The sequence below is a fragment of the Glycomyces sp. NPDC049804 genome (assembly GCF_040674615.1).
GTDB classification, from domain to species: domain Bacteria; phylum Actinomycetota; class Actinomycetes; order Mycobacteriales; family Micromonosporaceae; genus Glycomyces; species Glycomyces niveus.
In genome coordinates this window covers 80328-104391 of record NZ_JBFAMQ010000016.1, presented here as the reverse complement: position 1 = coordinate 104391, position 24064 = coordinate 80328, and the positions used below count along the sequence as shown (strand labels likewise).

At 71.6% G+C, this 24064-nt stretch carries 21 protein-coding genes; 8 read left to right on the top strand and 13 right to left on the bottom strand.

The genetic code is table 11. The features are described from left to right. Nucleotides 1–65: 65 nt before the first annotated feature. The gene (locus AB0K52_RS21545; RefSeq protein WP_363535185.1) at nt 66–1904 is read left to right on the top strand and encodes an acyl-CoA dehydrogenase; all 1839 of its coding nucleotides are present in this window, start codon (nt 66–68) and stop codon (nt 1902–1904) included. A gap of 90 nt (nt 1905–1994) precedes the next feature. Here AB0K52_RS21545 and AB0K52_RS21540 read toward each other — a convergent pair whose 3' ends face one another. Together AB0K52_RS21540 and AB0K52_RS21535 are read right to left on the bottom strand one after the other, a co-directional pair. Next, nucleotides 1995–2324, bottom strand: coding sequence for a hypothetical protein (locus AB0K52_RS21540; protein ID WP_363535182.1), 330 nt, complete (start codon nt 2322–2324; stop codon nt 1995–1997). 22 nt (nt 2325–2346) lie between these two features. After that, nucleotides 2347–3867 carry a hypothetical protein gene (locus AB0K52_RS21535; protein ID WP_363535179.1) on the bottom strand — a complete coding sequence of 507 codons (1521 nt, stop codon included), beginning with the start codon at nt 3865–3867 and terminating at the stop codon, nt 2347–2349. 204 nt (nt 3868–4071) lie between these two features. Between AB0K52_RS21535 and AB0K52_RS21530 the strand changes: the two genes are divergently transcribed. Genes AB0K52_RS21530 through AB0K52_RS21520 form a run of 3 tightly spaced genes read left to right on the top strand, consistent with a single transcriptional unit; the run spans nt 4072 to nt 5837 of the window. After that, nucleotides 4072–4395 carry a hypothetical protein gene (locus AB0K52_RS21530; RefSeq protein ID WP_363535176.1) on the top strand — a complete coding sequence of 108 codons (324 nt, stop codon included), beginning with the start codon at nt 4072–4074 and terminating at the stop codon, nt 4393–4395. A gap of 8 nt (nt 4396–4403) precedes the next feature. Further along, complete coding sequence (locus AB0K52_RS21525) at nt 4404–5564, top strand: hypothetical protein (protein WP_363535174.1); 1161 nt, start codon at nt 4404–4406, stop codon at nt 5562–5564. A 60-nt stretch (nt 5565–5624) separates the two neighbouring features. After that, nucleotides 5625–5837, top strand: coding sequence for a hypothetical protein (locus AB0K52_RS21520; RefSeq protein ID WP_363535171.1), 213 nt, complete (start codon nt 5625–5627; stop codon nt 5835–5837). A 56-nt stretch (nt 5838–5893) separates the two neighbouring features. Here the strand turns inward: AB0K52_RS21520 and AB0K52_RS21515 are convergent, their stop codons facing one another. The 5 genes from AB0K52_RS21515 to AB0K52_RS21495 all read right to left on the bottom strand — a co-directional run bounded on the left by AB0K52_RS21515 (nt 5894) and on the right by AB0K52_RS21495 (nt 9810). Beyond that, nucleotides 5894–7195: an alpha/beta hydrolase gene (locus AB0K52_RS21515; protein ID WP_363535168.1), complete on the bottom strand. Its 1302-nt coding sequence runs from the start codon at nt 7193–7195 to the stop codon at nt 5894–5896. Between the two features lie 291 nt (nt 7196–7486). Next, the gene (locus AB0K52_RS21510) at nt 7487–8002 is read right to left on the bottom strand and encodes an NUDIX domain-containing protein (protein ID WP_363535165.1); all 516 of its coding nucleotides are present in this window, start codon (nt 8000–8002) and stop codon (nt 7487–7489) included. Further along, nucleotides 7999–8685, bottom strand: a complete 687-nt coding sequence (locus AB0K52_RS21505) for an NUDIX hydrolase (RefSeq protein ID WP_363535162.1) — start codon at nt 8683–8685, stop codon at nt 7999–8001. The genes AB0K52_RS21510 and AB0K52_RS21505 overlap by 4 nt, the downstream gene beginning before the upstream one ends. 13 nt (nt 8686–8698) lie before the next feature. After that, nucleotides 8699–9196 carry a hypothetical protein gene (locus AB0K52_RS21500; RefSeq protein ID WP_363535159.1) on the bottom strand — a complete coding sequence of 166 codons (498 nt, stop codon included), beginning with the start codon at nt 9194–9196 and terminating at the stop codon, nt 8699–8701. A gap of 5 nt (nt 9197–9201) precedes the next feature. Next, entirely contained in the window at nt 9202–9810 is a 609-nt protein-coding gene (locus AB0K52_RS21495) for an amino acid transporter (protein ID WP_363535156.1), read from the bottom strand. A gap of 126 nt (nt 9811–9936) precedes the next feature. On the opposite strand from AB0K52_RS21495, the gene AB0K52_RS21490 reads away from it, so the two are divergent. The 3 genes from AB0K52_RS21490 to AB0K52_RS21480 are packed head-to-tail and all read left to right on the top strand — an operon-like array spanning nt 9937 to nt 10979. After that, entirely contained in the window at nt 9937–10452 is a 516-nt protein-coding gene (locus AB0K52_RS21490; protein WP_363535154.1) for a DUF2975 domain-containing protein, read from the top strand. Further along, the gene (locus tag AB0K52_RS21485; RefSeq protein WP_363535151.1) at nt 10452–10667 is read left to right on the top strand and encodes a helix-turn-helix transcriptional regulator; all 216 of its coding nucleotides are present in this window, start codon (nt 10452–10454) and stop codon (nt 10665–10667) included. Before AB0K52_RS21490 ends, AB0K52_RS21485 begins: the two co-directional genes overlap by 1 nt. A gap of 21 nt (nt 10668–10688) precedes the next feature. Next, nucleotides 10689–10979, top strand: a complete 291-nt coding sequence (locus AB0K52_RS21480; protein ID WP_363535148.1) for a DUF1330 domain-containing protein — start codon at nt 10689–10691, stop codon at nt 10977–10979. A gap of 3 nt (nt 10980–10982) precedes the next feature. Here AB0K52_RS21480 and AB0K52_RS21475 read toward each other — a convergent pair whose 3' ends face one another. Beyond that, on the bottom strand, nt 10983–11645 hold the full coding sequence (locus AB0K52_RS21475; protein ID WP_363535145.1) for a hypothetical protein: 663 nt from the start codon (nt 11643–11645) through the stop codon (nt 10983–10985). A 162-nt stretch (nt 11646–11807) separates the two neighbouring features. Here AB0K52_RS21475 and AB0K52_RS21470 point away from each other — a divergent pair, with 162 nt between their 5' ends. After that, nucleotides 11808–14612, top strand: a complete 2805-nt coding sequence (locus tag AB0K52_RS21470; RefSeq protein WP_363535142.1) for a BTAD domain-containing putative transcriptional regulator — start codon at nt 11808–11810, stop codon at nt 14610–14612. A gap of 45 nt (nt 14613–14657) precedes the next feature. Here the strand turns inward: AB0K52_RS21470 and AB0K52_RS21465 are convergent, their stop codons facing one another. From AB0K52_RS21465 to larE, 5 genes are all read right to left on the bottom strand, one after another. Further along, the gene (locus AB0K52_RS21465; RefSeq protein WP_363535140.1) at nt 14658–15641 is read right to left on the bottom strand and encodes a hypothetical protein; all 984 of its coding nucleotides are present in this window, start codon (nt 15639–15641) and stop codon (nt 14658–14660) included. A gap of 173 nt (nt 15642–15814) precedes the next feature. After that, nucleotides 15815–21490, bottom strand: a complete 5676-nt coding sequence (gene pulA / locus AB0K52_RS21460) for a pullulanase-type alpha-1,6-glucosidase (RefSeq protein WP_363535137.1) — start codon at nt 21488–21490, stop codon at nt 15815–15817. A gap of 166 nt (nt 21491–21656) precedes the next feature. After that, a complete protein-coding gene (locus AB0K52_RS21455) occupies nt 21657–21878 on the bottom strand; it encodes a hypothetical protein (protein WP_363535134.1) in 222 nt (73 codons plus the stop codon). A gap of 10 nt (nt 21879–21888) precedes the next feature. Further along, complete coding sequence (gene yidD / locus AB0K52_RS21450; RefSeq protein WP_363535222.1) at nt 21889–22062, bottom strand: membrane protein insertion efficiency factor YidD; 174 nt, start codon at nt 22060–22062, stop codon at nt 21889–21891. Between the two features lie 917 nt (nt 22063–22979). After that, a complete protein-coding gene (gene larE / locus AB0K52_RS21445; protein ID WP_363535131.1) occupies nt 22980–23873 on the bottom strand; it encodes an ATP-dependent sacrificial sulfur transferase LarE in 894 nt (297 codons plus the stop codon). Nucleotides 23874–24064 lie beyond the last annotated feature (191 nt).

Below are 24064 nucleotides of genomic sequence, written 5' to 3'. Positions count from 1 at the left end.
TACTTGAGGCTAGCTACTGACGGGTAATATGATGAGGGTTACCACCGAGTAATGGAGGACCCGCAATGACGCACTTCCGCCACAACCTTCGAGACCTGGAGTTCAATCTCTTCGAGGTCTTCGGAGCGGACAAGATTCTCGACGACCCGGCCTTCGCGGACCTGGACGAGGCGACCGCCCGCGAGATCCTGACCGAGCTGGCACGCCTGTCCCAGGACGAGCTGGCATCCGGCTGGGTGGAGGGCGACCGCAATCCGCCGGTGTTCGACGCCGCCAGCCACTCGGTGACGCTCCCCGAGTCGTTCAAGAAGGCCTACAAGGCGTTCATCGACGCCGAGTACTGGCGCCTGGACCTCCCCGAGGTCCTCGGCGGCACCGTCGCGCCGCGCATGCTCTGGTGGTCCCTGGCCGAACTCGTGCTCGGCGCCAACCCGGCCCTGTGGATGTACGCCGCGGGCTCCTCCTTCGCGCACACCGCCCACCTCGAGGGCACCCCCGAGCAGCAGGAGTGGGCGAAGCTCTTCGTCGAGAAGGGCTGGGGCGCGACCATGGTCCTCACCGAGCCCGACGCGGGCTCCGACGTCGGCGCGGGCACCACCAAGGCCTACAAGCAGCCCGACGGCTCCTGGCACATCGAGGGCGTCAAGCGCTTCATCACCTCGGGCGACCAGGACATGACCGAGAACATCGTCCACTACGTGCTCGCCCGCCCCGTGGGCGAAGAGGGCGTAGGCGGGCCGGGCACCAAGGGCCTCAGCCTCTTCATCGTGCCCAAGTTCCTGTTCGACCCGGCCACGGGCGAGCTCGGCGAGCGCAACGGCGTCAACGTCACCAACATCGAGCACAAGATGGGCCTCAAGGTCTCGGCCACCGCCGAGCTCACCTTCGGCGAGAAGGCCCCCGCGAAGGGCTGGCTCCTCGGCGAGAAGCACGAGGGCATCCGCCAGATGTTCCTCATCATCGAGTACGCGCGGATGATGGTGGGCACCAAGGCCATCGCCACGCTCTCCACCGGCTACCTCAACGCGCTCGACTACGCCAAGAGCCGCATCCAGGGCCCGGACCTGCTCAAGTCCACGGACAAGTCCTCGCCCCGCGTGCCGATCATCAAGCACCCGGACGTGCGCCGCTCCCTGCTCATGCAGAAGAGCTACGCCGAGGGCCTGCGCGCGCTCGTCGCCTACACCGCCTCCTGGCAGGACAAGTCCCGCCTGGCCGAGCTCGCGGGCGACGAGGACGGGGCCGAGACCGCGAAGAAGGTCAACGACCTGCTCCTCCCGCTCGTCAAGGGCTGCGGCTCGGAGCGGGCCTACGAGCTGCTGAGCTCGGAGTCCCTGCAGACCTTCGGCGGCTCCGGCTACCTCCAGGACTACCCGCTCGAGCAGTACGTGCGCGACGCCAAGATCGACACGCTGTACGAGGGCACCACCGCGATCCAGAGCCTCGACTTCCTGTTCCGCAAGATCATCAAGGACAACGGCGAGTCGCTCATGGTCGTCGCCGGCGAGATCATGGAGTCCACCCAGGACGGCCACCCGGCGCTTGAGGAGGTGCGCGGCAAGGTGCTGCGCGCGCTCGGCGACGTGCAGGGCATCCTCGAGGCGCTCCAGCCCGCGCTCATGGCCGCCATGGGCGACGAGCCGCGCGAGCTCTACAAGGCCGGGCTCCACTCCCGCCGCCTGCTGCTCGCCGTCGGCGACCTCATGGTCGGCTGGCTCCTGCTCCGCCAGGCCGAGATCGCCCAGGCGAAGCTGGACGAAGGCGCCGACGACGACTTCTACCGCGGCAAGGTCGCGGCCGCGACCTTCTTCTCCAAGGAGGTCCTCCCGCGCCTCACCGCCGACCGCAAGATCGTCGAAGCCGCGGACCTGACCGCCATGGACCTCCCCGACGAGGCCTTCTAGGTCTTCTGACCGGTCGCGACGAGACGCGCGCCCCCGCCTTCCCGGCGGGGGCGCGCGCCGTTCCGGGCCGGCTCTCGTACCGTCCGGACGCTAGGACGCCCCCGCCGTCGGGTCGAACGCGCCGAAGTCGAAGTACACCGCGGCCTGGTCGTCGCCGCTGGTCATCTCGGCGAGGGCCTGGTCCAGGCCGTACAGGGTCCCCCGCAGGTACTGCAGGTTCCGCCACATCGCCGCGTGGAACTCCAGGTACTGGCCGAGCGCGTTCTCCGCCGCCCCGGGCGCGGTCCCGAACGCGGGCGCCCTGCTGAGGGTCCCGGTCGCCAGGACCGGCAGCACCTCGTTCTCCAACTCCTCGATCAGCTCCACCAGGAACTGTCGGTACTCGCCGATCGACTCGGGGTCGAACACCCGATCCGCCATGGCCTTGCCCTCCGTCGCAGGTCTAGTTGTAGGGGTCCTCGTTGGGCTTCACATAGCCCCACACGTTCCCGGTCTCGCGCCGCGCCAGGCTCTGCGGCTCTTCCTTCTCCTCGGGCTTCTTCTTGTCCGCGTCCGAACGCTCCGAGGACTTTCCGCCCCGAGTCGGCGCCCCGGCCTGGTTCGCCTGGAACAGGCCCCCGCCGCCGCCGCGCGCCGGGCTCGAGGCCGCCGTCGTCGCCGGCGTCGTCATGGCCGGGCCGAACAGCCCCTGCGGCGCACCGCCACCGGCAGGCGGCGCCATCGCCCCGCCCGGCGGCCGCCCGCCGGAGCCGAACGAGCCGCCACCGGACCCTCCGCCGACACCGCCGCCGCTCGCCAGACCGCCCGATACCGCCTCGTCGTCGCCGGCCTCCTCGGCCTCCCACGGGTCCTCCTCGGCGTTGACCGTGCCGTCACCGCCCGGCGGGACCGGGCTCGGATCCTGGGTGGTCTGCGGCGCGACCGGCGGTGCGGGGCGCTCCGCCTCCGGCACCGCCAAGTCCATATAAGACGTACTGGCGCCGCTGGGGTACGGCCGGTCAGTGCCGGTCGTCTGCACCGCCGCGAGCTCGGCGCTCTGCCCGTCGCGCTTCTCCGCGATCGACTCGTCGATCGCCGCCTGCCGCTCCACGTACGCCGCGATCTCGGCCGCCACCCGCTCGGCGAAGACCTCCTTCGCCTCCTCGCCCACGAGCGCCCGCACCTCCGACACGAGCGTTCCGAGCGCCGAAAGCCGCTGCCCCACACGCTCTTCGATGAAGTCCCGCACCTCGGTCGCCAGCCCCGCGTCGGCCCCCGCCAGCTCCAGGGCCCTCTCGGCCTCCTCGCACGTCATCGTGATGCAGTCCCCGTGCCACCACGCCGGCCGCACATGCAGCGCCACCAGGCTCGACCACTCGCCCTCCGTGCCCACCAGCGGTGCGGGGTAAGGGATCTCGCCCGAGTCCCCGCCCTGCAGGGTGTAGATCGCCGACTCGCGCCCCGCCAGCTCGCCCACGGTCGCCTCGATGTCGTCGAGCGCGCCCTCCACCAGCGTCCGCGCCTCGCCCGCCTGCGCCGCGAAGGCGTCGAAGTCCTCCCCGGCCCAGCCCTCCGCCAGCAGCGCCAGCTTCGACTTGAACCGATCCGGCCACGTCCTCAGCCGCGACCCCACCTCCTCGGTCCAACCGGACCGCAAACGCTGCAAGGAGAACGCGTCGGCGTCCTCCGGCCGCACCGCCGTCACCGCCGCCCGGAAGTCCTCCTCCGTCGGGTACGCCATGCCCTCGCAGCGCGGCTTGAGCCGGTCCCGCTGCCCCTCCACCGGCACTGCCGACGCCAGCTGCACCCACGCTTCCTCGGCCGGGTGCGCCACCGGGTGCGGGCACGCCGCCGCCGAGCACCCGGCCCGGTCACCCGGTGCCGACGTGTCGCCGAACGCGATCGTGAACTCGAACGACGGCAGCTCCAGCGCACCGGTGTCAGCGGTCCAGTCCCCGCTTCCGGCGAAAAGCCCATCGGTCATCGGCGGCGCACCTCCTCACGTGGCGGCCCGTGTCCCCGGGCCTCGATTGCGTGTGCGCCCCATGGAAAGCGCCGCCGTCACGAATCCGTCATGGGTTGATCAAGCGCGCGCCGGGACCGACCCGTGACGGGCCGCGCGACAGTACTTCCGACGCCGCCGGGCGTCCGCCCGCGAGGGCGTCGACACCTCGAGAAGGAGGAGCCCATGACCGTGCACATGGACGTTGACGATGTGCGAACGGGCGGGACCGGCCTGCGCGGCCTGGCCCCCAACAGCCAGGCCGCGTCGAGGCGGGTGGAGCGCCCGGCGGCGACCGCGGCCGAGCAGAACACCGGCTTCGCCACCGGGGAGGCGGGCCGCCGCTGGCAGGCCGCCCTCGCGGCCGTCGCCACCGGCGTCGAGCGCCGCCTCGCCTGGCAGGGCGACCAGGTCGTCGGCGCTGCCGACGACCTCGACGCGGCCGACAAGGAGATGAGCTCCCGGTTCGGCGGCATCCAGAGCCAGCTCCCCGCCACGCCGAAGCCTTAGGAGGACCCATGCCCAGCTACCAGGACGCGCTCTCGGCCCACCCCTCGGAGTTCCTCACGTACGCCTCCGAGATGACCGCCGCCGCAACGGATCTCGCCACCCAGCAGACCGACTACGGCGCCAAGGTCGCCGAGATCAACAGCCACTGGCGCGACACGGCGAACGACGCCTTCAACGGCGAGGTCGGCAACGTCAACGCCCACCTCACGCAGGTCATCGGCGAGGTCACCGCCACGGCCGGCAGCCTGGCCGGGACGGCCGCGCAGATGCTCCTCGAATGCGCCGGCCTCAAAGCCGCCGACGCCGCGCTCAAAGCCGTCGGCTTCAGCATCCAGCCCGCTCCGCTGGTGACCCTCGGTCCGGCGCAGCGCACCGCGATCGCCATGGCGGGCCCGTTCGGCCCGATCCTCGAAGCCGCGCTGCAGGCGCAGGCGGCCGCGGGCACGATGGGCCTCCAGACCCTCACGTCCCTCATCAACGCCGCCGACGCGACGGCCGGAGCCGCCCTCAGCCAGGCCGCGGACCTCCTCAAGCCCTTGGACGACAAGTCGACCGGCGGCAAGGACATGGAGCGGCTGAAGGCCGCCGACGACCACTCGTCGAGCGGCACCGGGGGAGCGAACGACGAGGAGTCCTCCGAAGAGGAGGAAGAGAAGAAGGAAGAAGAGGAGAAGCAGGAAGAGCAGGCCGAGGAAGAGCAGCAGGGCCGGCAGCAGGAGCAGACCCAGCCGCAGGGCGAGCAGCCCGCCATGCCGGAGAACCCCTCCGGCATGGAGGACGTGGCGCAGCCCGAAATGCCCGCGATGGACAACCCTTGGGACGCTTCCGAACTCGAAGACCCTGACGACCCCGCCGGCGGCCTCGCCTCCGGCGGCGGCCTCGGAGGCGGTGGCATGGGCGGCGGCGCCGGCGGTCCGGGCTCGGGCCTGCCCGGAGGCGGCGCCCCGACGGGCGGCGGCATGGGCACCGGCACGATGCTCGGCGCTCCGGTCGGCACTCCCGCGGCGGCGGGCACCGGTGCCAAACCCGGTGGCGGCATGATGGGCGCCGGTGGCGGCCGCGGCGCCGGCGGCAACCAGGACGACGAGGTCGAACGCGAATCGTTCCTCACTGAAGACCCCGAAGACGACGTCTGGGGCATCGCCAAGGATGAGGAGACCTACTCCTAGCCGCACCCGCGCGCGTCAACCGTAGTTGACGATCGACGGATCGTCAACTATGGTTGACGCATGGCAGACGACAGGCGCACCACCCTCGCGGAGGACGAACCCGACCCGCTGCGGGGCCTGCAGGCCGTGCGGCACATGCGCACCGAGGCCGAGCGGCTCGAATCGGTCATGGTCCGCCGTGCCCGCAACGACGGTGCGAGCTGGGCCCAGATCGCCACGGTCCTCGGGGTCTCCAAGCAAGCGGTCCACAAGAAGCACGGCAGGAGCCGCTGATCGGCCGGTGAGCAGGTGGAGGCCGCCCCGTCCTCGGTGCGGCCTCCACTGCGGGGTCACTCCACGCTGGGGCAGCTGAGGCCGGCGGGCGGGACCTCGCGGTCGATGAAGTAGGCGTCGACCGCCTCGTCCACGCACGCTGATTTCAGGCCGTACACGGTGTGGCCCCAGCCCTCGTACGTCACGAGCGCGGCGCCGGTCTGCTCGGCGACGCTCTCCGACCACGGGTACACGGTCGCGTAGTCGTGCACGGTCCCGACGAGCACGATCGGCGGCGCGCCTTCGATGTCGAGCGGCGCTTGCGGGTTGGTCGCCTCGATCCCGGAACCCGAGCACATGAGCGGCAGTCCCGCGTAGGGGCTCCACTCGGTGACGGGGTGCGCTTCGGCGAGGCGGTCCATCATCGCGTCCCACTCGTCGAACTCGTCGATGCGGAAGTCCCAGTCCTGGCAGAACATGGCCATCTCCGGGAACTGCCGCACGGCCGCGGCCTCCATCACGGCTCCGTTCGCCTCGGCGGAGACCGAAGTCCCCTCCCGCATCGCCTGCAGCCCTGCGGCGAGCGGCGTCCACGCCCTCGGCTGGTTGGCGGCGAACGCGAAGCGGGTAAGCCCGAAGAAGTCGAGCGGCGCACCGCTCTGCGGGTCGGTCAGCTCGCCGGCCCGCGCCCGCTCCTGCAGCTCCTTGTAGACCTCGACGGTGCCCGCGCCGTGCAGGGCGCAGTCCTCGGTGGAGTCGCACCACTGCGCGAACTCGGTGAAGTTCCGCTCGAACGCGGCGGTGTTGGCGCTGATGAACTCCCACATCGTCTCCTGGCCGTGGTCCTGGTTCCCGTCGAGGACCATCGTGCGGACGTGATGCGGGTACGCCTCGGCGTACTGCTGGCCCATCAAGGTGCCGTAGGAGAACCCGAGGTAGTTGAGGTCGCCTTCGCCGATCGCGCGCCGGATGCGCTCGATGTCCTCGACGACGTGCAGGTTGTCGGCGTGGTCGAAGAGCGGCCCGGTGAGCTCGCGGCAGGACTCGGCGGTCGCCTCGCTGAGCGCCAGGTGCTCCTCGAAACCCGCCTCGGTCGTGGGCACGGGGTGGGTCTCGAACGCCGCCACGAGCTCGGCGCTGCAGTCGATCGGCGTGCTGCCCCCGACCCCGCGGGGGTCGAACCCGATGAGGTCGAACCGCTCGGCGGCGTCCTCCGCGAGCGCGTACTCGCCGTTGATCACATCCTGCACCCCGGACCCGCCGGGCCCGCCCGGGTCCATGAGGATCGACCCGATCCGCTCCTCCGGATTCGTGGCGGGGCGCCGCGCCAGCGCGATCTCGATCTTCTCCCCGCGCGGGCGATCGTAGTCGAGCGGCACTTCGACAGTGGCGCAGTCGAACTCGGGCGCGCCCTCGCACGGCCGCCAATCAATGGACCCCGGACCGCCCCCATCCCCGGCGAACGCCGCAGCGGGAACGAGCGCGAGCACGGAAACCGCCGCGGCACCCGCGGCCACAAGCAACCTGTTGATACTTCGCATACCATGGAAGCTATGCCGAACCGCCTTTGAAAACACTCCCGCCAGCACCCCCGAACCCGGTGGGGCACACGGTAAAACCCCAGCCAGAGGGGGGAGCTCGGTTGAGAAGGTCGCGCCGCTCTCCGGGCTTCAGGCCAGGTCACCGAGATAGACCGCTCGTCCCGGTCCTTCCTCGACACCGAGGGCACTGAGGTGCTTGCGCAGCCCGAGCGGCAGCACGACCAGGTCGGTGATCGCGGTCAGCGGATGCCAGACGACCCCCGCTTGAGTGCCGTCCGGTGCGGTGGCCGACTGCGTGTCGGCGGTGATCGCTCTGGCGCTGAAGTAGAGCTGGAGTTGCCGGGTCCGGGTGCGGTGATGCGGGTTGCCGATGTGCCGGTCGGGCAGGAACTCGCGGACCCAGAGCAGGTCGCCGACGGTGACGTGCAGTCCGGTCTCCTCCAGGACCTCTCGCTCGGCGGCTTCGGCGGCCGTCTCGCCGGCCTCGACCCGCCCGCCCGGGAGGACGTGGAACTCCCGGTCCTCGGTGCGGTGCCGGATGAGCAGCAGCCTGCCGTCCTCGTCGATCACGACAGCGCGGGCGCTGACCCGTGGATCTGGAGCGGGGTCGGGCCCCGAAGGAGTGGACGAGGTCCGGTCGCTCATCGGTCTGCCAGGAGCGGACCGGCGACTCGTAGGCTTTCGCTGCGCCTCAGGTGGATGCGGGCTTCGGCCGCGATGGGGCCGCCTGCGGCGATTGCGGCTCCGGTGGCGGTGAGGTCGGCGAAGGTGGTGGCGGGGCCGAAGAGGGTGCCGGTCCGCAGGGGCATCCACACGAGGGCCGCGATGTCCGGGTCTTCGGGGGCGAAGGCGGTCGGCTCCTCGATGAACTCGGCGAGGAACATGCAGAAGTAGGTGTAGGGGCCGAACGGGAGTCCCGGGCGGTACGGCCGGGTCGGGTCGGGATTCGGGACGCGGTGCACGATGAACGGCGCCGGGGCGTCGTCCGTGCGGGATTCGCGAAGCTCGTCGGTGTCGATGTCGTGCAGGAAGGTCCGCTCAGCGGGCACGAGCCGGACCGGCATTCCGAGCTCTTCGCGGGCCTCCCGGAGCGCGCACTCCCACGGGTCCTCGCCGGGCTCCTGGCCGCCGCCGACCCCGCCGACGTACCAGTCGGTGCCGCTGGCGTCCACGGCGTCGACCCCGTCGGCGGCGAACGTGGTGAGCACCTTGCCGTCGCGCATCAGAAGGACGCCCGCGCAGAACGGCCGCCCGGCCGTCAGCTTCCGGAACTCCACGGCCCCGGAGTCGGCCGCCCACAGCTGCGTTTCGTTCGATCCGGTGCTCATCGCGTTGCCTCCCTTAGTGAACCCCGACGGTACGCGACCAGGCGAGAATCCGCGCCGCAACGCCCGCCGGGTCGGTGTCGTCGGTGCGGACGACCGCGTCGAAGAGCGGCCGGTACGCGCGGGCGTCTTCGAGTGCCGCATCGACCTGGCCCGCGTCCCATCCTCGGGCGCGCAGGCGGTCCGCCCGCACCGCGTCGTCGCAGTCGAGCAGCAGGTAGGCGGTCGCGCCCGGCAGCTCGGTCGGGATGTTGGGGCTGAGGAAGAGGACGGGGTGTCCGGAGCGCCGGGTCATGTCGATGATCCGCCGCCACATCCTCCCGTAAGCAGGCCAGACCGGCTGGGCCTCCGGGACCGCGATGGGGACTCCGAGCAGGGCGCTGTCTTCGAGGAGTTCGTCGATGTCCATCACGACCAGGCCGTCTCCGTTTGCGAGGAGGGCGGCCTGGGTGCTGGTCTTGCCGGCTCCGGGCGCGCCGCTGACGGCGTAGAGCGGGGCGAGGGCGGTGTCCATGGCGCTCAACCTCCGATGCGGCGGAGCCAGGGGTGGTCGCCGTAGGCGGTGGTGATCGCTTCGCGGAGCCATCGGCGCTGTCCGGTGTCGAGCAGGGGGAGGACCTTCTCGAAGTCGTGCTCGTCCTTCGGACGGGGGCCTTTGGCCTTGTAGAGGAGCTGGATCTCGGGCCGCAGGTATGGTAGGCCGTCGCCCGCGACGCGACCGATCTCGTTCAGCGGCAGGCGGATGCGGGGGTCGCGGCGGGAGACCCATTCGGGGCCTTCGGATTCGTCGAGCATGAACTGGAACCGCCAGGGGGAGTCCGGGGTCGGGCGGCACCAGATGTCGTGGACTTCGGCGGGGAGCACTTCGCCGGGTGCCCAGGGGCGCAGCGAGCCCGGGGGGTCGGCCGCCCACAGTTCCCAGCCGGGGAGCGCCCGTTGGGCTTCCTGGTGGTCTCGCCGCAGCATGAGGATGTCGACGTCGCCGTGTTCGCGGAAGGGCTCGCCGACCGCGTACTCGATCGCGTAGCCGCCTGCGACCCACCACGGCGCGGCGACTCCCGCGAGCAGGTCGCGGACCGCTTCGGGGAGGAGGGGTTCCCACCGGTCCAGATCGATCGCTTCGGTCATGGCCTCATCCTCGCGTGCGGGAGGCCCTCGGCGCGAACGGTTTGCGGAGGGCCGCTCAGTTCCCGGGTTCGTGCCAACCGCCACCAACCTATTGATTTTCGATAGGAACCGATTGATAATCGATACATGAATCGTTTTTCGATAGCCATGCTGCGCCTCGCCGTCATCGCCGCGTTCCTCGGCGGCCTCTTCGGCCAGATCGTGGTCGCCCCCAACGTCGTGTCCGAAGGCGTCTACAGCGCCTTCTACGGGGACTACAACGAGCTGCGCCCCTATGTCATCGCCTACACGACGGTCGCGATCCTGGGCATCGCGTGTGTCCAGGTCGGGCTGTTCGCCCTGTGGCGGCTGCTCGCGATGATCAGCTCCGGCGCCATCTTCTCCCTCAAGGCCTTCCGCTGGCTCGACGCGATCATCGGCGCCTCGCTCGGCGCCACGGTCCTCGCCTTCGGCATGGCCCTGCACCTCACCTTCGATGTCGTCCCCTTCAGCCGCGAGAACACCATGGAAGCATTGAGCATGCTCGGCGGCTCCGTCGTCGGCGTCGGCGTCGGACTCGCGTTCGCGCTGCTCATGACGATCATGCGCGGCCTCCTCCGCAAAGCCACCGACCTCGAGACCGAGATGGCCGAGGTCGTCTGATGCCGATCATCGTCGACCTCGACGTGCTGCTGGCCGAACGCGGCATGTCGGTGGGCGAGTTCGCGGCGGCCGTGGGCATCACCCCCGCCAACGTCGCGGTCCTCAAGAACGGCAGGGCCAAAGCGGTCCGCTTCACCACCCTCGAGGCGATCTGCCGCGTCCTCGAATGCCAGCCCGGGGACGTCCTGCGCTGGGTCCCCGACGAGGAGTCCTGACCAGCGGGGATCATGGACGCCATGACCCCCATCGAACTGTGCTGCCTCCTCCGGGCCCTGCCCGGCGCCGAGCAGGCCATGACCGCCTACGAGGACAAGGTGACCGCGCTCGTCCCCGAACACGGGGGCGAGCTGCTGTCGCGCGTGGTCGGCGACGGCGCGGACGGCAGCCCGCACGAAGTCCACGTCTACCGCTTCCCCGACCAGGCCGCGATCGACGCCTACATGGCCGACCCCCGCCGCCTCGCCCTCGCCGCCGAACGCGACCGCACCGTGGCGAGCACGGTCCTCTTCCCCGTCCGCGTCGCCTGACCCTCACGCCAGCAGCGACTCCAACCGCGCCATCGCCTTCGCCTGGGCCGCTTGGACGGTCGCCGCCGCCTGGACGGACAGGTCTTCGCACTCGGTGTCGAGGGTCGCGTTCGGCACCAGGAACTTGAACGCCGTCAACCGCCCCTCCACATTGACCTCGGCGGAGCACAGGTCGTCATCGGTCGTGTGCTCGAACCGCTCATGCGAACTGCGGGCGATGCGGTCGCGCAGTTCGTCGCCGCCCCGGTCGGGGACGCGCGCGCCCACCAGGTCGGCGTGGGCGCGTTCGAGGACCAGCACGTACTCCGAGCGGGCCGCCTCCGCGGCCGTCCAGGCCGCCTGGATCGCGTCCGCCACCGCCGGGTTGCTCAACCGGTCGATAGTCGGGCTCAGCGCCAGGGACTGCAACCGCCCCAGGTAGTCGAGGCGCAACCACGCCACCCGGTCCGCGTCGGTGCCGTCGAAGCCGCGCCGCCCCAGCTCCTCGGTGAGCGCCTCGGCCCGCTCGGCGAGGTCCGCCGCCCGCTCGTACCGCTCCCGGTCCGGGGCGGCCTCCAGGGCGCGGTCGACGCCGTCGCGCACGGCCCCGGCGGGGAGCCGGGCGGCGGCGTGGCGGCCGGCGGCCAGGCGGTCCTCGTAGTCCTCGGGGATCTCGATCCGGTTCATGGGGCTTGCCTCCTCAAATGCTGTGGACCGCATCGTCGCCGCCGCGCTCACGGATCGGTCACCGATCGGTCATGCCCCGCCGCTGCGTTGAGGAATGCGCCGCTTATGGCGTTGTGGGACACTGAGGCCAACCCTGTCCCGGTCCGGATCGAAGGCGGAACCATGCCCCACCTCGACGTGCGTCTGCTTGGGCCCCTTGAGCTCCGAGTCGACGCCGCACCGGTCGCCATCCCGCGCGGGAACACCGCGACGGTCCTCGCGATCCTCCTGGACGAGGCGAACGGGGTGGTCCCGCTCGAGAGCATCGTGCGCGCCGTCTACGGCCTCGACATCCCCCAGGACCCCGAGACGCAGGTGCAGAACACCGTCGGCGTCCTGCGCCGCAAACTCGGCGCCGCCCGCGACCGGGTCGAGACCGTCGGCCGCGCCTACCGCTTCCGCATCGCCCCCGACGAGCTCGACACCCTGCGCTGCAAGGCGAACGAGGACCGCGCCCGCACACTGCGCACCGAAGGCCGCCTCGAGGAGGCCGTCGCCGCCCTGCGCGACGCGCTCGGCGAATGGCGCGGCCCCGCCCTCGCCAACCTCTCCGGCGCCACCGTCGACGGCATCCGCCGCCGCTACGACGAGCACCGGCTCGCCCTCCTCGAACGCCGCGTCGACCTCGACCTCGAGCTCGGCCGCGCCGCCGAGGTCGTCGACGAGCTGCGCCAGATCGTCGCCGTCCACGGCACCCGCCAGCGCTTCACCGCCCTGCTCATGCGCGCCCTCCACGGCGGCGGCCGCACCGCCGAGGCCCTCGAAGCGTATGCGGCCCTGCGGGAGCGACTCGCCGACGAGCTCGGCGCCGACCCCGACCAGGCCCTGCGCGACCTCCACACCGCGATCCTGCGCGACGGCCCGCCCAAGGCCGGGCCGGGCGCGCCCCCGCCCGTCGCAGAGGCGCCGTTCCCGCGGCCCGTCCCGGCGATGCTCCCGCGCGCGAACACGCGCTTCACCGGCCGCACCGGGCAGTTGCGGCTGCTGGACGGGCACCTGGCGGCGGCCGAGGGCGCGGCCGGGCTCGCCGTCATCACCGGCATGGGCGGCGTGGGCAAGACGGCGCTCGCGGTGTCGTGGGCGCACCGGATCGCGCACCGCTTCCCCGACGGCCAGCTGTACTTCAACCTGCGCGGGTTCGACCCGCTCGCCCAGGGCGCGGACGCGGCCGCGGTGCTCGCCGAGGCGCTCGTGGCCCTCGGCGTGGAGGCGCATCAGGTCCCGACGGGGCTCGACGAGCGGATCGGCCTGTACCGCACCGTCCTCGCCGGGCGCCGCGTCCTCGTCGTCCTCGACAACGCCCGGGACGCGGCGCAGGTGCGCCCGCTCCTGCCGGTCGCCCCCGGATCGTTCACGCTGGTCACGAGCCGCGACCGCCTCGCGGGCCTCGACGCGACCGAGGGCGCGGACACGGTCCCCCTCGAACTGCTCTCGGACGCGGACGCGTGGGCGCTCCTGGTGCGGCGCATCGGCATGGACCGGGCGATGGACGAGGAGCGCGCAGTGCTGCGGATCGTCGCCTCATGCGGGCGGCTGCCGCTGGCGCTGACCCTCATCGGGGCGTGGGCGGCGGCGCACCCGCAGTTCTCGCTGGCGTCGCTCGCGGACCGGCTCGACACGACCACGAACGTGTTCCGGGTGCTGGCCTCCTCCGACCCCGCTTCGGATCCGCGCTCGGTGTTCGCCTGCTCCTACCAGGCCCTGGGCTCGCGCGCGGCGCGCGCGTTCCGCCTCTTCGGCCTGCACCCGGGCGCGGAGGTCACGGTCGCGGGCATGGCGAGCCTCATGGGCCTGCCGGCCGCCGACGCGGAGGCCGCGCTGCACGAGCTCGCCGACGTGCACCTGGTCGACCAGCCGAGCGAGGGCCGCTACACCATGCACGACCTGCTGCGTTCCTATGCGGCCGAACGCATCGCCGAAGAGGTCGGGGCAGCTGAGCGGGACGCGGCCGAGACCCGCCTGGTGGACTACTTCATCCATTCGGCGCACGCCGCCGACACGCTCATCGGCCTCCGCGGCGACGGCGTCGACCTGGGCGAGCCCGGCCCGGGCGTGCTGCGCGAGCCGATCGCGGACCCGCGCGCGGCCTCGGCCTGGTTCACGACCGAGAGCGAGGTCCTGCTGGGGCTGCTGCGCCGCCCGGAGCTGCCGGGCGGGGACGTGAACCGGTGGCGGCTGGGCTGGTGCATGGCCGGGTACCTGACGGACCGCAGCGTAGGCAAGGAGCTGCTCGAGACCCAGTCGGCGGCGTTCGCGGCCGCGCAGCGCACCGGCGACGGGTTCGGCCAGGTCGTCTCGCTCGGCTATCTCTCGGCGGCCGCGATGTTCCTCGGCGACGAGGCGGCGGCCGACATGCACCTCAAGCGCGCCATGGCCATGGCGGACGATCTCGAGCAGCCGTGGGCGAAGGGGTTCGTGTGCTTCGCGCACTGCGTCCTGACCGCCCGCAGCGGCGACGACGCGGGCGCGGTGGCCTTCGCCCGCCAGGCCGGCGCGCACTTCCGGGCGTCGGGCGACAGCTTCTGGGAGTACCGGGCCGAGTGGGTCGCCGGCTGGCACAGCCTCCTGCTGGGCGACCTCGACGAGGGCCGGGCGGTCTTCGAGAAGCTGCTGGCCGTCAGCGAAGCGCTCGAAATCGTGCCCGCCGTCGCGAACTCGCAGCTCGGCCTGGGCCTCTTGGCGCACAAGGAGGGCCGACTGGACGAGGCCCTGGAGCGGTACGCGCTCGCGGCGTCGCTGCTCGCCGATTTCGGTCTGCCCTTGAGCGTGTCACTGGTGGGTGAACTGGTCGGGGACGTGCTCGAGACCCGCGGGGACCTCGCGGCCGCGGTCGCGGAGTGGCGCAAGGCCGAGCGCGCCTGCGTCGAGTTCGGGGCCCGCTGGGAGCTCGAGCGCATCCGCGGGAAGCTCGCCGCCGCGAGCCGGTAGCGGAAAGGGCCGCGCCCGAGGGCGCGGCCCGAAAATGCTCGCGGGTCAGGCGGTCTCGGCGCCGAAGTCGGTCGCGAGGAGCGCTTCGACCGCCGGGTCGTACAGGGCCGCACCGGTTTCGGAGACGCTGGCGATGCCGATGAACCCGTTGACGCCGTCCACGTCGACGACGAGGATCGCGGTGTCCTCGTACAGGTCGGTGGTGTCGGGCGAGGAGGTCCAGGAGTTGCGCCATTCGGCGAGGACGCCGGGGCGGCCGTCCACCTCGACGGGCGTGTAGGTGATCTCGCTCTGCTGGTAGCCCTCGACGGTGGAGAAGCCGTCGCCGAGCCAGACTTGGGAGGCGCTGAGGGCGCTGGCGTTGAGGTCGGCGGGGTCGAAGACGGCGGCGGCGCCGGAGTAGAGCCCGACGCCGAGGAAGGAGATCCAGCTCTCGGTGTGCTGGATCTGGTAGATCTCGGCGTCGGTGAGGGGTTCGGAGGCGACGCCGGGGCCGGCCGCGTACTGCCATTCGGTGCCGGGGATGGGCGTGACCGATTCGAGTGAGGGGACGGTGAGGTGGGTGCCGGATGGCGCGGGCGGCGCCTCGGACTCCTGGCCGCCGTCGTCGCCGGTCTCGCCTTCGCCGCCGCCGGGCGTGTCTTCGGCGGTGGTGTCGTCGCCGGCGTTGAGCCGGCCGTCGTCGTCGTTGCCGAGGAAGTAGTAGCCGCCGAACGCGCCGACGGCCATCAGGAGGACGACGCCGATGACGAGGATCGCGGTGCCCGCGCTGCTCTTGGTGGTGGCTTGGACGGGCGGCGGCCCGTACTGGCCGTACTGCGCCTGGTAGGCGGCGTTCGGGTCGTACTGCGGGTACGGCTGGCCCCCGGGCTGGCCGGGGTAGGGCGGCTGGCCGGGGAGCTGGGTGGTCGCGTAGGTCTCGGGGCCGGCCTGGCCGGGGGCGTAGCCTCCCGCGGGCTGCTGCGCGCCGGGTTGGGAAGGCCCGTACTGGCCGGGCTGGCCGGCGGGGTCTTGCGGGGGGTACGTCATGGACCGATCGTATCCGGCAGCCGCTCCGGCTGTCCCCCTCCGTTCGGTGGCCTTCGCGCCCTGGAGACGCTAAACCGGGACGGGTGCCGCGCCCGCCCCGGCTTCAGGGATCTCGAAACTAATCCCTAGTATTCCCGCCCTGTCAAGAGCGGTTTCGTTAGCGGATCACTACTTCAGGACGTGAACACCGCCACGGTCCGGCCGGGGACGGTGAACGTCCCGGTCGCATCGTCGAACGAGGCTTCGGCCATGGCCGGGTCCGCGGATTCCCGCAGCACCGGGTGGAGCGCAGCGCCCGAACCGGCGGCATCGGCGACGGTCTGCGCGACCGGGTCCGGACTGGCGTTGAACACCACGGTCACGGTCTCGAACGCGTCGTCCAGGCCATCGAGGTCGATGCGCATCGTGATCACGCCCGGCGTCTCCCCGGTCCCTGACTGCGCCTTTTCCGACAGTGGGAACGAGACCCGCTCGGCCACAGCTTCGGCGTCGCCGAGGTTGAACGCGCACGTGGAGGACGAGATCCGCAGGAGCTCCAGGTACCGCTGCTCGGCGAGCTCGATGTCCTCGCACGAGGGCTGGTCCACCGTCGCGATGGCGTCCTCGGCATAGGGCCACTTGGCCTCCGAGGTCCACTGCGGCGGGAGCCCGGCCCCGAAACCGTTGCTGGAGGTCCCGAACCCGGGCGTGCCCTCGCAGTTCCAGCGGATGGCGTTGAACCAGTCGCCCGAGTCGTACGAGTCGCGGTCGAGGGACTTCGAACGGAGCATTTCGGTTCCGGCCGTGGAGAACCCGGTGCCCTGGCTGAGCACCGCCGTGGCCATCGACAGCACCTGCATCTGCGCCCGCTCGGTCCCGGTGGCGTCGCCGTTCAGCTTGTAGGCGAGGGCGTCGAACAGGATCTCGTTGTCGTGCGCGTCCACATAGTTCACCGCTTCGCCGGGCTGGGCGGTGTATCCGGCGCCGGTGCCGTTGTAGTCGAGGCCGGCACCGGTCGTCGCGGTACCGTCCGCGGCGGTGAACTCGTAGCCGGCGAGGTTGCCGACGAGCCCGAGCTTCGTGAGGTCCTGGGCGTGCAGCAGCGCCGCAAGCTCAGCGTCCGTGGCGGTCCCGTCGTTGTCGTCGGTCCACGCGCCCGAGCCGAAGCCCTGCGTGGTCGGGTCGGCGTCGAACGGGCCGCCGCCGCGCACGGCGTCGCGCATCCGGTCGTTGAACGTCCCGATCCCGGTGCCCGCCATGTTCACCTGCGTGGCCTGCTCGAACAGGGCGTCGTCCGCGACCTCGCCGAAGTTCCAGCCTTCGCCGTAGAGCAGCTGGTCCTCGTCGAGGGCCGCTTGCACCGCGAGGAGGTTCGACTTCGGGTGGTGGCCCATGAGGTCGAACCGGAACCCGTCCACGTGGTAGGCGTCCTGCCACAGCACGGTCGACTCGACGATGAACTTGTCGAACATCGGCCGCTCGGTCGCGGTGTTCGCGCAGCACGTCGAGGTGTGGACCTCGCCGTCCGCGTCGAGCCGGTGGTAATAGCCGGGCACGATCCGGTCGAGCACGGACTTGTCGGCGGTGCCCGAGGCGGCCGTGTGGTTGTAGACGACGTCGTTCACCACGCGCAGGCCCAGGCCGTGCATGGCCTGCACCATCTCCCGGTACTCCAGGATGCGCCGCGCCCCATCGGCTTCCGTCGCGTAGGAGCCCTCCGGGGCGTTGAAGTGCAGCGGGTCGTAGCCCCAGTTGAACGCGTCCTCGGAGCGCACGGCCCCGACGCAGGCCTGCTGCTCGGCCGAGTCCGCCGCCATCGCGTCGAGCTCGCAGTCCACAGTGGCCTGGACGGTCTCGGGGATCGAGGCGATGTCGAACGTCGGCAGCAGGTGCACGTGGGTGAGCCCGGCCTCGGCCAGCTCCGCCAAGTGCCGCACCGACGCCGAGTCCTCCTGCGTGAACGCCGCGTAGGTGCCGCGCAGCGATTCGTCCACCGTCTCGTCGGCGATCGAGAAGTCCCTGACGTGCAGCTCCCACACCTGCGCCGCGGCCGGATCGACCGCGGCCGGCGCTTCCTCGCCGTCCCAGCCCTCCGGCTTGAGGTCGGCGGCGTCGAGGTCCACGATCTGGCTGTGCGTCGAGTCCGCCGCGAGCGACACCGAGTACGGGTCGGTCACCGAGTACGACTCCACCGCCTGCGTGGCGGGGTGCCACACTTCGAGCGCGAACCGGTAGTACTTGCGGTCCCAGTCCTTGCCGCCCTTGACCGACCAGACGCCGGTCCGCTCCGAGAACGTCATCTCGTGCACGCTCGGCTCGGTGTCCTCGGGCGAGTCGAACAGCTCGAGGCTCACCGACCGCGCCGTGGGCGCCCACAGCGCGACCGTGGGCTTCCTGCCCTTCCACGTCACACCGAGGTCCGCGTTCAGGGCGTCGTCGTAGACCGCGTCGATCACCCCGGCGGTCTGCACGCCCGTGGCGTACCAGGCCGCCCCGGTGTGGTCGCGTTCGACCGCGACGAGCTGCCCGCGCAGGGCCTCCCGGATCGCGTCGCCCTCCGCGTTCACCTTGAACGCCCGGTAGTCCCAGTACTGCGGCCACGCCCGGCGCTGCGCCTCGGTGAGCCCGCCCGCGGCGGTGAGGCCGATCGTCTCGAAGTCCCCGGTCAAAGCGCCGTCCTGGACCGCGATCGATCCGTCGGCGCTCGAAAGCAGCTCGAAGACCTTCCCGTCGGTGGCCTCCACGTCGAGGGCGATCGTGTCGCCGTCGAGCCAGACCGCCTGCTCCGCAGCGAGGTCGAGCTCTTGCGAGCGGCCCGTGGACGCCCCGGCGGGGCGCACGTAGCCGGGCGTGGCGGCGGTGATCCAGACTTCCTGGCCGTACTCGGCGAAGTCGAGCCGCTGGTCGGTCGGCAGGTCCTTCTCGTCGCCGCGGTGGAGGATGTACGACAGCGCCTCCGCGCCGTCCGCGAGGTCCACTTCGTACACCGCGCCGTAGGTGTCGGTGCGCACGGGCTGCAGCCCGGCGTTCCAGTCGGTCGGGTTCGCCGCGCCCTCCCAGGTGTGGAGGGTCCAGCCGTCGAGGTCGCCGTCGGCGCGCCGGTAGTGGATCACGGCCTTGCCGTCGGCGGCGGCCTGCGAGGCGTGCGCCCCGGTCGCAGTCACCCAGGTCTCGCCGAGGGAGGCGGGCTTGAACAGGACGTCGGAGTCGTACAGCTTCGTGTCTCCTGAGTGGACGATCAGGCCCATGTCGGCGTTCACGTCGTCCACGGGCACGTGCCAGTACTCGCCCCAGGCGTCGGTCCCGTCGGGCGCGCGCGGCGCGTCCCACTCGGTCGCGACCCCGTCGGCGAGCGCGTCGCCCCACAGGTGCAGGCCCCAGTCGGTGCCGGTCTTCGGCGAAGCTTGCGAGCCGTCAATGTGCTCTGCGGGGGCGTGGACGGTGACGTACCCGTTCGCTTCGGCGAGCGAGTAGGCCACGTTCCCGGACCCGGCGCTGAGCCAGATCTCCGGGGTCGCGTTCGGGTCGAAGGTGCGGTCGGAGGCGTAGTCCTTGTTGCCCTCGCCGTCGATCACGAGGTACCCGACCGAGGCCGCGTCCTCGTTGAGCCGCAGCGACGCGAAGGCACCGTAGGAGTCCTCGCCCGCGAACGCGTTCGACTCGGGCCAGGTGGTCTGCGAGGACTCGGCGATGTCGCCCCACGCGTACAGGCCCCACTCGGCGGCGTCGCCGTCGTAGTGGACGTTGGCCCAGTCGAGGGACCCGCCGGCCTGGTCGGGCGTGGCGACCGCGGTGGCCGCGAGCGCGGAGGCGGTGCGCCCCTCGCGGTCGGCGACGACGGCCTTGAACTCGACGCTCTGACCGCCCGCGAGGCCGTCGAGGTCGTAGGCGATGCGGTGGTCCGGGCCGGGCGAGGTGCCGACGTAGGTCCATTCGCCGCCGTCGACCGAGGCCGCGAACGCGACGCGGGCGAGCGGGTCGCCCGTGACCTCGGCGTCGACATACGCGGTGGTCGCGGACTCGGCGTCCACGGTGAGGCTCACGCCGGGCGCGTCCCCGGTCTCGACTGCGTCGTCGGCCTTGAAGACCACGGCCGAGAGCGGCGGCACGGTGATCGAAGCACTGCCGCTCGAAGCCTCGATCGAACCGTCCCCGTAGACCGGCGTGAACGAGTCGGCGTACGTCTCCACGCCCACCGTCTGCGCCGACGTCGAGTTCGAGACCGCGACCAGGTACTCGACGCCCTCGGCGGACCCGATGCGCGAGAACGCGAACACGCCGTCCTCGGAAGCGCGGGTCACCTGGACGCCGTCGGCGAGCGCCGGGTGCTGCTCGCGCAGTTGCGAAAGCTCGGCGATGGCCTGGTAGACCGGGTGCGAGGTGTCGTAGTTGTCGACCGCGTGGGTCGCGTCGGTGCCGATCAGCTCGTCGTCGAGGTACTCGCCGACCTGGGACGCGAACATGGTCTGGCGCGCGTAGTCGTCCCCGCCGGAGCCGGTGAAGCCCTGCTCGTCGCCGTAGTAGACGACCGGCTGGCCGCGTGTGAGGAACATGAGCTGCTGCGCGAGGATCGCCCGGTCGGTCCAGGTGGACTCCTCGGCCGTCTCGACGATGGTGCGGCCGACGCGGCCGATGTCGTGGTTCGACACGAACGTGGGCATCGCGAGCGCGTCGGTCCCGTCCGCGGTGAACAGCGGGTCGGAGGCGTACAGGTTCGCGAGGCCGTCGGCCCCGGCGGCGCCGGACGCGAAGCCGGTGGCCGCGCCGTGGAACCCGAAGTCGAGCACCGCGTCGAGCCCGCCCTGGCGCACGTACGGGCTCGTCACGGTCGGGTCGCCGGAGTAGACCTCGCCGAACGCGAAGAAGTCGATGCCCTTCGCGGCGGCGGCCTCCTCGATCCCTGCAAGAAATTGCGGCCAGAATTCCAGGTTCACGTGCTTCACGGTGTCGAGGCGGAACCCGTCGACGCCGGACTCGGCGATCCAGTCCGAGTAGACGTCGATCCAGCCGTCCACGACCTCGGGGCGCTCGGTCCACAGGTCGTCCAGGCCCGAGAAGTCGCCGTACGTGGAGGACTCGCCGGTGTAAGTGGAGTCGCCGCGGTTGTGGTACATCGTCGGGTCGTTCAGCCACTCGGGCGACTTCAGGTCGCCCTCGTCGTCCTCGAGCACCGGCGTGTAAGCCGACGAGTCGGCGTCGACCTCGGGGAACTCGTCGGAGGCGGCGTAGTTCGCGTCCTCGAACGGGCGCCCCTCGGCGTCCGTGTACGGCGAGTCCTCCTTCTCCACATAGGTGTTCGCGCCCTCGGCGTACTCGACGGCGTCGGCGGTGTGGTTGACGACGACGTCGAGGTAGATCTCGATCCCGCGCTCGTGCGCGGCGTCGATGAGGCTCTGGAGCTGGGCGTCGTCGCCGAGGTGCGGGTCGACGGCGGTGAAGTCGGTGCCCCAGTAGCCGTGGTAGCCGGCGCCGGTCCAGTTCTCGGTGACCTGCACGGGCTGGTTGACGACGACCGGGGTCAGCCAGATCGCGGTCGTCCCCAGGCCCTCGATGTAGTCGAGCCGCTGCTCGACGCCGGCGAGGTCGCCGCCCTGGTAGAACATGCGCTTCGCGGGGTCGTAGCCGGTGGCGAGCGCATCGCCTTGCATGCCACCGGTGTTGTTGGAGGCGTCGCCGTCCGCGAAGCGGTCGGTCATGACGAAGTAGAACTGCTCGGCCTCGTCGGCGGGGGTCGTGGCGAGGGCGGCCAGCTGGGCGTCGGTCGGCTCGTCGCTCCACGAGCCGTCGTCGCCTGGGGGCGGGTTGGTGCAGGCGGTCAGTGCCAGGGCGGAGCCCAGCACTCCCGCCGCTATGCGGGCGGTACGCGGCATTGCGCTTCTTCCTCCGGGGTTGGACGGGGGACGGGGCGCGCGCCGCGGCGTGACGAGTGCACGACGAGACGCGCACCCCGTGTGCGCAAGAACATACCATCTATGAAATTTTCTTACAACGTCTTGGTAATCCGTTGCGGCCGTGCTGCGCGGTCATGCGAAACGCCTAGTGGCGCTCGTCCTCCAGGACGCGCGTCGCCACCGGGCCGGTGTACTCGTAGTGGATGCCGCTCGCCGGCAGCGGGAACGACGACGTGCCGAACGGCGAGGAGGCCCCGATGTGACCGGAGGTGAACTCACCGACCTCCAGGTGGCCGGGCTTCACGGCGCGGCTGCGGGTCTTGACCGCGTTGTTGTCGGACGGGCTGGCGATGTTCGAGTCACTCATGCGCCGGATTCTAGCGGTCGCCCCTCGAACCGGGCACCGGATCACGCGTGCCTCGAGTCACCCCCGGACGGCACCGCAGCACCCGCCCCAGCGCCAGCCGCCCGCCCGTCCACAGCCCGTACCGCGACACCGCCCGATACCCGAAACCCGAACAGCTCGGCACGAAACGGCACTCCACCCGCATCCGCGGCGACAACCACCGCCGGTACCCCGCGATCAGCCGCAACCCCCACCGCCGCGCCCCCGGCCGGTGCCGCTGCTCGGCCGCGGCCAGCCGCTCCGGCGTCAACCGCCCGAACCCCAGCAGCGCCAACCCGAAAGCATGAAACGGCCCCGGATCGGTCGCTCCGCCGCATGCCGCCGCGCACGCGTTGCACGGCCCGCCCGGATCGCAGGACGCGGCCAGCGGTGCGCCGCAACCGGCCGAACACCCCGGCTGGTAGGCGCTGGCGCAGCCCGAAACCTCCACAGGACCGTTCTACACGCCGAACCGCGCCCGCTCCCGGAGCCCGGAGGATCAATGCGGATCGGGCCGCTTCCAGGTGTCGAATGAGGATGGTTGGCGGCTCTCTGCCGCAAAAGGACGCACACCGCACGTTATGACGAGAACACCCCGGTATCAGGGAATTGCCAGGGACGGTTCAGGGCCCGCTCAGGCTCATGTCCCACGGTTGAGGCCTCGGGGAATGAGGGGTTCCCGAGGGGTTATGGAACCCGGTGAGGCGGGTCTTCGGACTCATCCTCCACTGACGATCGCCGCTGGCCCGTCTCACCGGGCACTCTCCGCCCCGAGCGCGAGGCCGAAGCCTCGCACCGTGGCGAAGCCACCTTCCCCCAGGGCGGCCTACGTGTTGACCCGAGCAATCCCCACCCGGCCGACCCGCGTGCTGACCTGAGCAATCCTCTTGAGTCGCTTGCTGTCGCACCTTCGTGTCAGGGTTGTCGACGGGGGGCCCATCATGTGGAACATATCCGGAATATCCTGATATTCCATGCGCGCCACCGCCTTCATCAGCGCCGTCGTGCGACCGACCCCCGCGCGGCACTACCCGGAGCAAGCCGTCCGCCGATACGTCGCTCGGGAGTACGGCTCGGGGTCGTTCAGCGGTAGCGTTCGGGGTTCGGGAGCAGCTCGTTCATCGCCCCGGACCTGAAGCCCTGCTCGTCCAGGCGCACCTCGGCGAAGCCCTCGACGGCCGCCAGCACCTCGGGCCGTCCGGCCACGGCCGCCACCAGTTCGGCGTCGATCTCGACCTTGGCGGTGTCGCCGCCCATGTCCCGCACCCGCAGGTTACGCACCGGGATCGACGCGCGCGCGAGCGCGCGCCGCAGCGCCTCCTCGGCGTCGGCGACGCGTTCGAGCCCGCCCGCGGTCACCTCCACGCCGTACGCGATGCGGCTCGCGAGGCAGGCCGCGGCCGGTTTGTCCCAAGTGGGCAGGCCCCACGCCTGCGAGGCGGCGCGGATCTCGGACTTGCTGAGCCCGGCGTCGGCCAGCGGCGTGAGCGCCCCCGCGTTCGCGGCGGCGCGGATGCCGGGCCGGAAGCCGGCGCGGAGGTCGTCGGCGTTGGTGCCGGTCGCGACCGCGGCGATGCCGCGCTCGGCGGCGAGCGGCGCGACGACGCTCATCAGCTCGGTCTTGCAGAAGAAGCAGCGGTCCCCGGCGTTGGCGCGGTAGCCCTCGCGCGCGAGCTCGTCGGTGGCCGGGGCGTGGTGGGCGACCCCGAGCCCGGCCGCGAACTCGCGGGCGCGCTCGAGTTCGATGCGCGGCAAGGAGGGCGAGACGGCGGTCGCGGCCTCGACGCGCTCCGGCCCGAGCGCCCGCACGGCGGCCGCGAGGAGAAACGCGGAGTCGGCGCCGCCGGAGAACGCCACCATGAGCGACGGCAGCGCGGCGAGCCGCTCGAGCAGCGCGTCCACCGGGGCGCCGCCGACGGGTGCGGCGGACGGAGTGGAGTCGGTCGTCTGGGGAGTCGCCTGGGCCTGGGAGGTCACCTCACAGAGCCTATCCCGCCGCACGCGAGGGACCGTTTTCTGCGGGCATTCCGGATATGTCCCTACCGATGGGCCCCCCGTCAACAACCCTGACAGCAAGGTGTGACAGCAAGCGGCTCAAGAGGAACGCTCGCGTTCCGGAGCGCGGCGGTCGCCGCCGGGCGATGGTGTGGCGGGAGCGTCGATCCGCT

What these genes read in the sequence shown, in the direction of transcription:
- AB0K52_RS21545 (WP_363535185.1), top strand. Translation starts at nt 66, where the DNA reads ATGACGCACTTCCGCCACAACCTTCGAGACCTGGAGTTCAATCTCTTC.
- AB0K52_RS21540 (WP_363535182.1), bottom strand. Translation starts at nt 2,324, where the DNA reads ATGGCGGATCGGGTGTTCGACCCCGAGTCGATCGGCGAGTACCGACAG.
- AB0K52_RS21535 (WP_363535179.1), bottom strand. Translation starts at nt 3,867, where the DNA reads ATGACCGATGGGCTTTTCGCCGGAAGCGGGGACTGGACCGCTGACACC.
- AB0K52_RS21530 (WP_363535176.1), top strand. Translation starts at nt 4,072, where the DNA reads ATGACCGTGCACATGGACGTTGACGATGTGCGAACGGGCGGGACCGGC.
- AB0K52_RS21525 (WP_363535174.1), top strand. Translation starts at nt 4,404, where the DNA reads ATGCCCAGCTACCAGGACGCGCTCTCGGCCCACCCCTCGGAGTTCCTC.
- AB0K52_RS21520 (WP_363535171.1), top strand. Translation starts at nt 5,625, where the DNA reads ATGGCAGACGACAGGCGCACCACCCTCGCGGAGGACGAACCCGACCCG.
- AB0K52_RS21510 (WP_363535165.1), bottom strand. Translation starts at nt 8,002, where the DNA reads ATGAGCGACCGGACCTCGTCCACTCCTTCGGGGCCCGACCCCGCTCCA.
- AB0K52_RS21505 (WP_363535162.1), bottom strand. Translation starts at nt 8,685, where the DNA reads ATGAGCACCGGATCGAACGAAACGCAGCTGTGGGCGGCCGACTCCGGG.
- AB0K52_RS21500 (WP_363535159.1), bottom strand. Translation starts at nt 9,196, where the DNA reads ATGGACACCGCCCTCGCCCCGCTCTACGCCGTCAGCGGCGCGCCCGGA.
- AB0K52_RS21495 (WP_363535156.1), bottom strand. Translation starts at nt 9,810, where the DNA reads ATGACCGAAGCGATCGATCTGGACCGGTGGGAACCCCTCCTCCCCGAA.
- AB0K52_RS21490 (WP_363535154.1), top strand. Translation starts at nt 9,937, where the DNA reads ATGAATCGTTTTTCGATAGCCATGCTGCGCCTCGCCGTCATCGCCGCG.
- AB0K52_RS21485 (WP_363535151.1), top strand. Translation starts at nt 10,452, where the DNA reads ATGCCGATCATCGTCGACCTCGACGTGCTGCTGGCCGAACGCGGCATG.
- AB0K52_RS21480 (WP_363535148.1), top strand. Translation starts at nt 10,689, where the DNA reads ATGACCCCCATCGAACTGTGCTGCCTCCTCCGGGCCCTGCCCGGCGCC.
- AB0K52_RS21475 (WP_363535145.1), bottom strand. Translation starts at nt 11,645, where the DNA reads ATGAACCGGATCGAGATCCCCGAGGACTACGAGGACCGCCTGGCCGCC.
- AB0K52_RS21470 (WP_363535142.1), top strand. Translation starts at nt 11,808, where the DNA reads ATGCCCCACCTCGACGTGCGTCTGCTTGGGCCCCTTGAGCTCCGAGTC.
- AB0K52_RS21465 (WP_363535140.1), bottom strand. Translation starts at nt 15,641, where the DNA reads ATGACGTACCCCCCGCAAGACCCCGCCGGCCAGCCCGGCCAGTACGGG.
- pulA (WP_363535137.1), bottom strand. Translation starts at nt 21,490, where the DNA reads ATGCCGCGTACCGCCCGCATAGCGGCGGGAGTGCTGGGCTCCGCCCTG.
- AB0K52_RS21455 (WP_363535134.1), bottom strand. Translation starts at nt 21,878, where the DNA reads ATGAGTGACTCGAACATCGCCAGCCCGTCCGACAACAACGCGGTCAAG.
- yidD (WP_363535222.1), bottom strand. Translation starts at nt 22,062, where the DNA reads ATGCGGGTGGAGTGCCGTTTCGTGCCGAGCTGTTCGGGTTTCGGGTAT.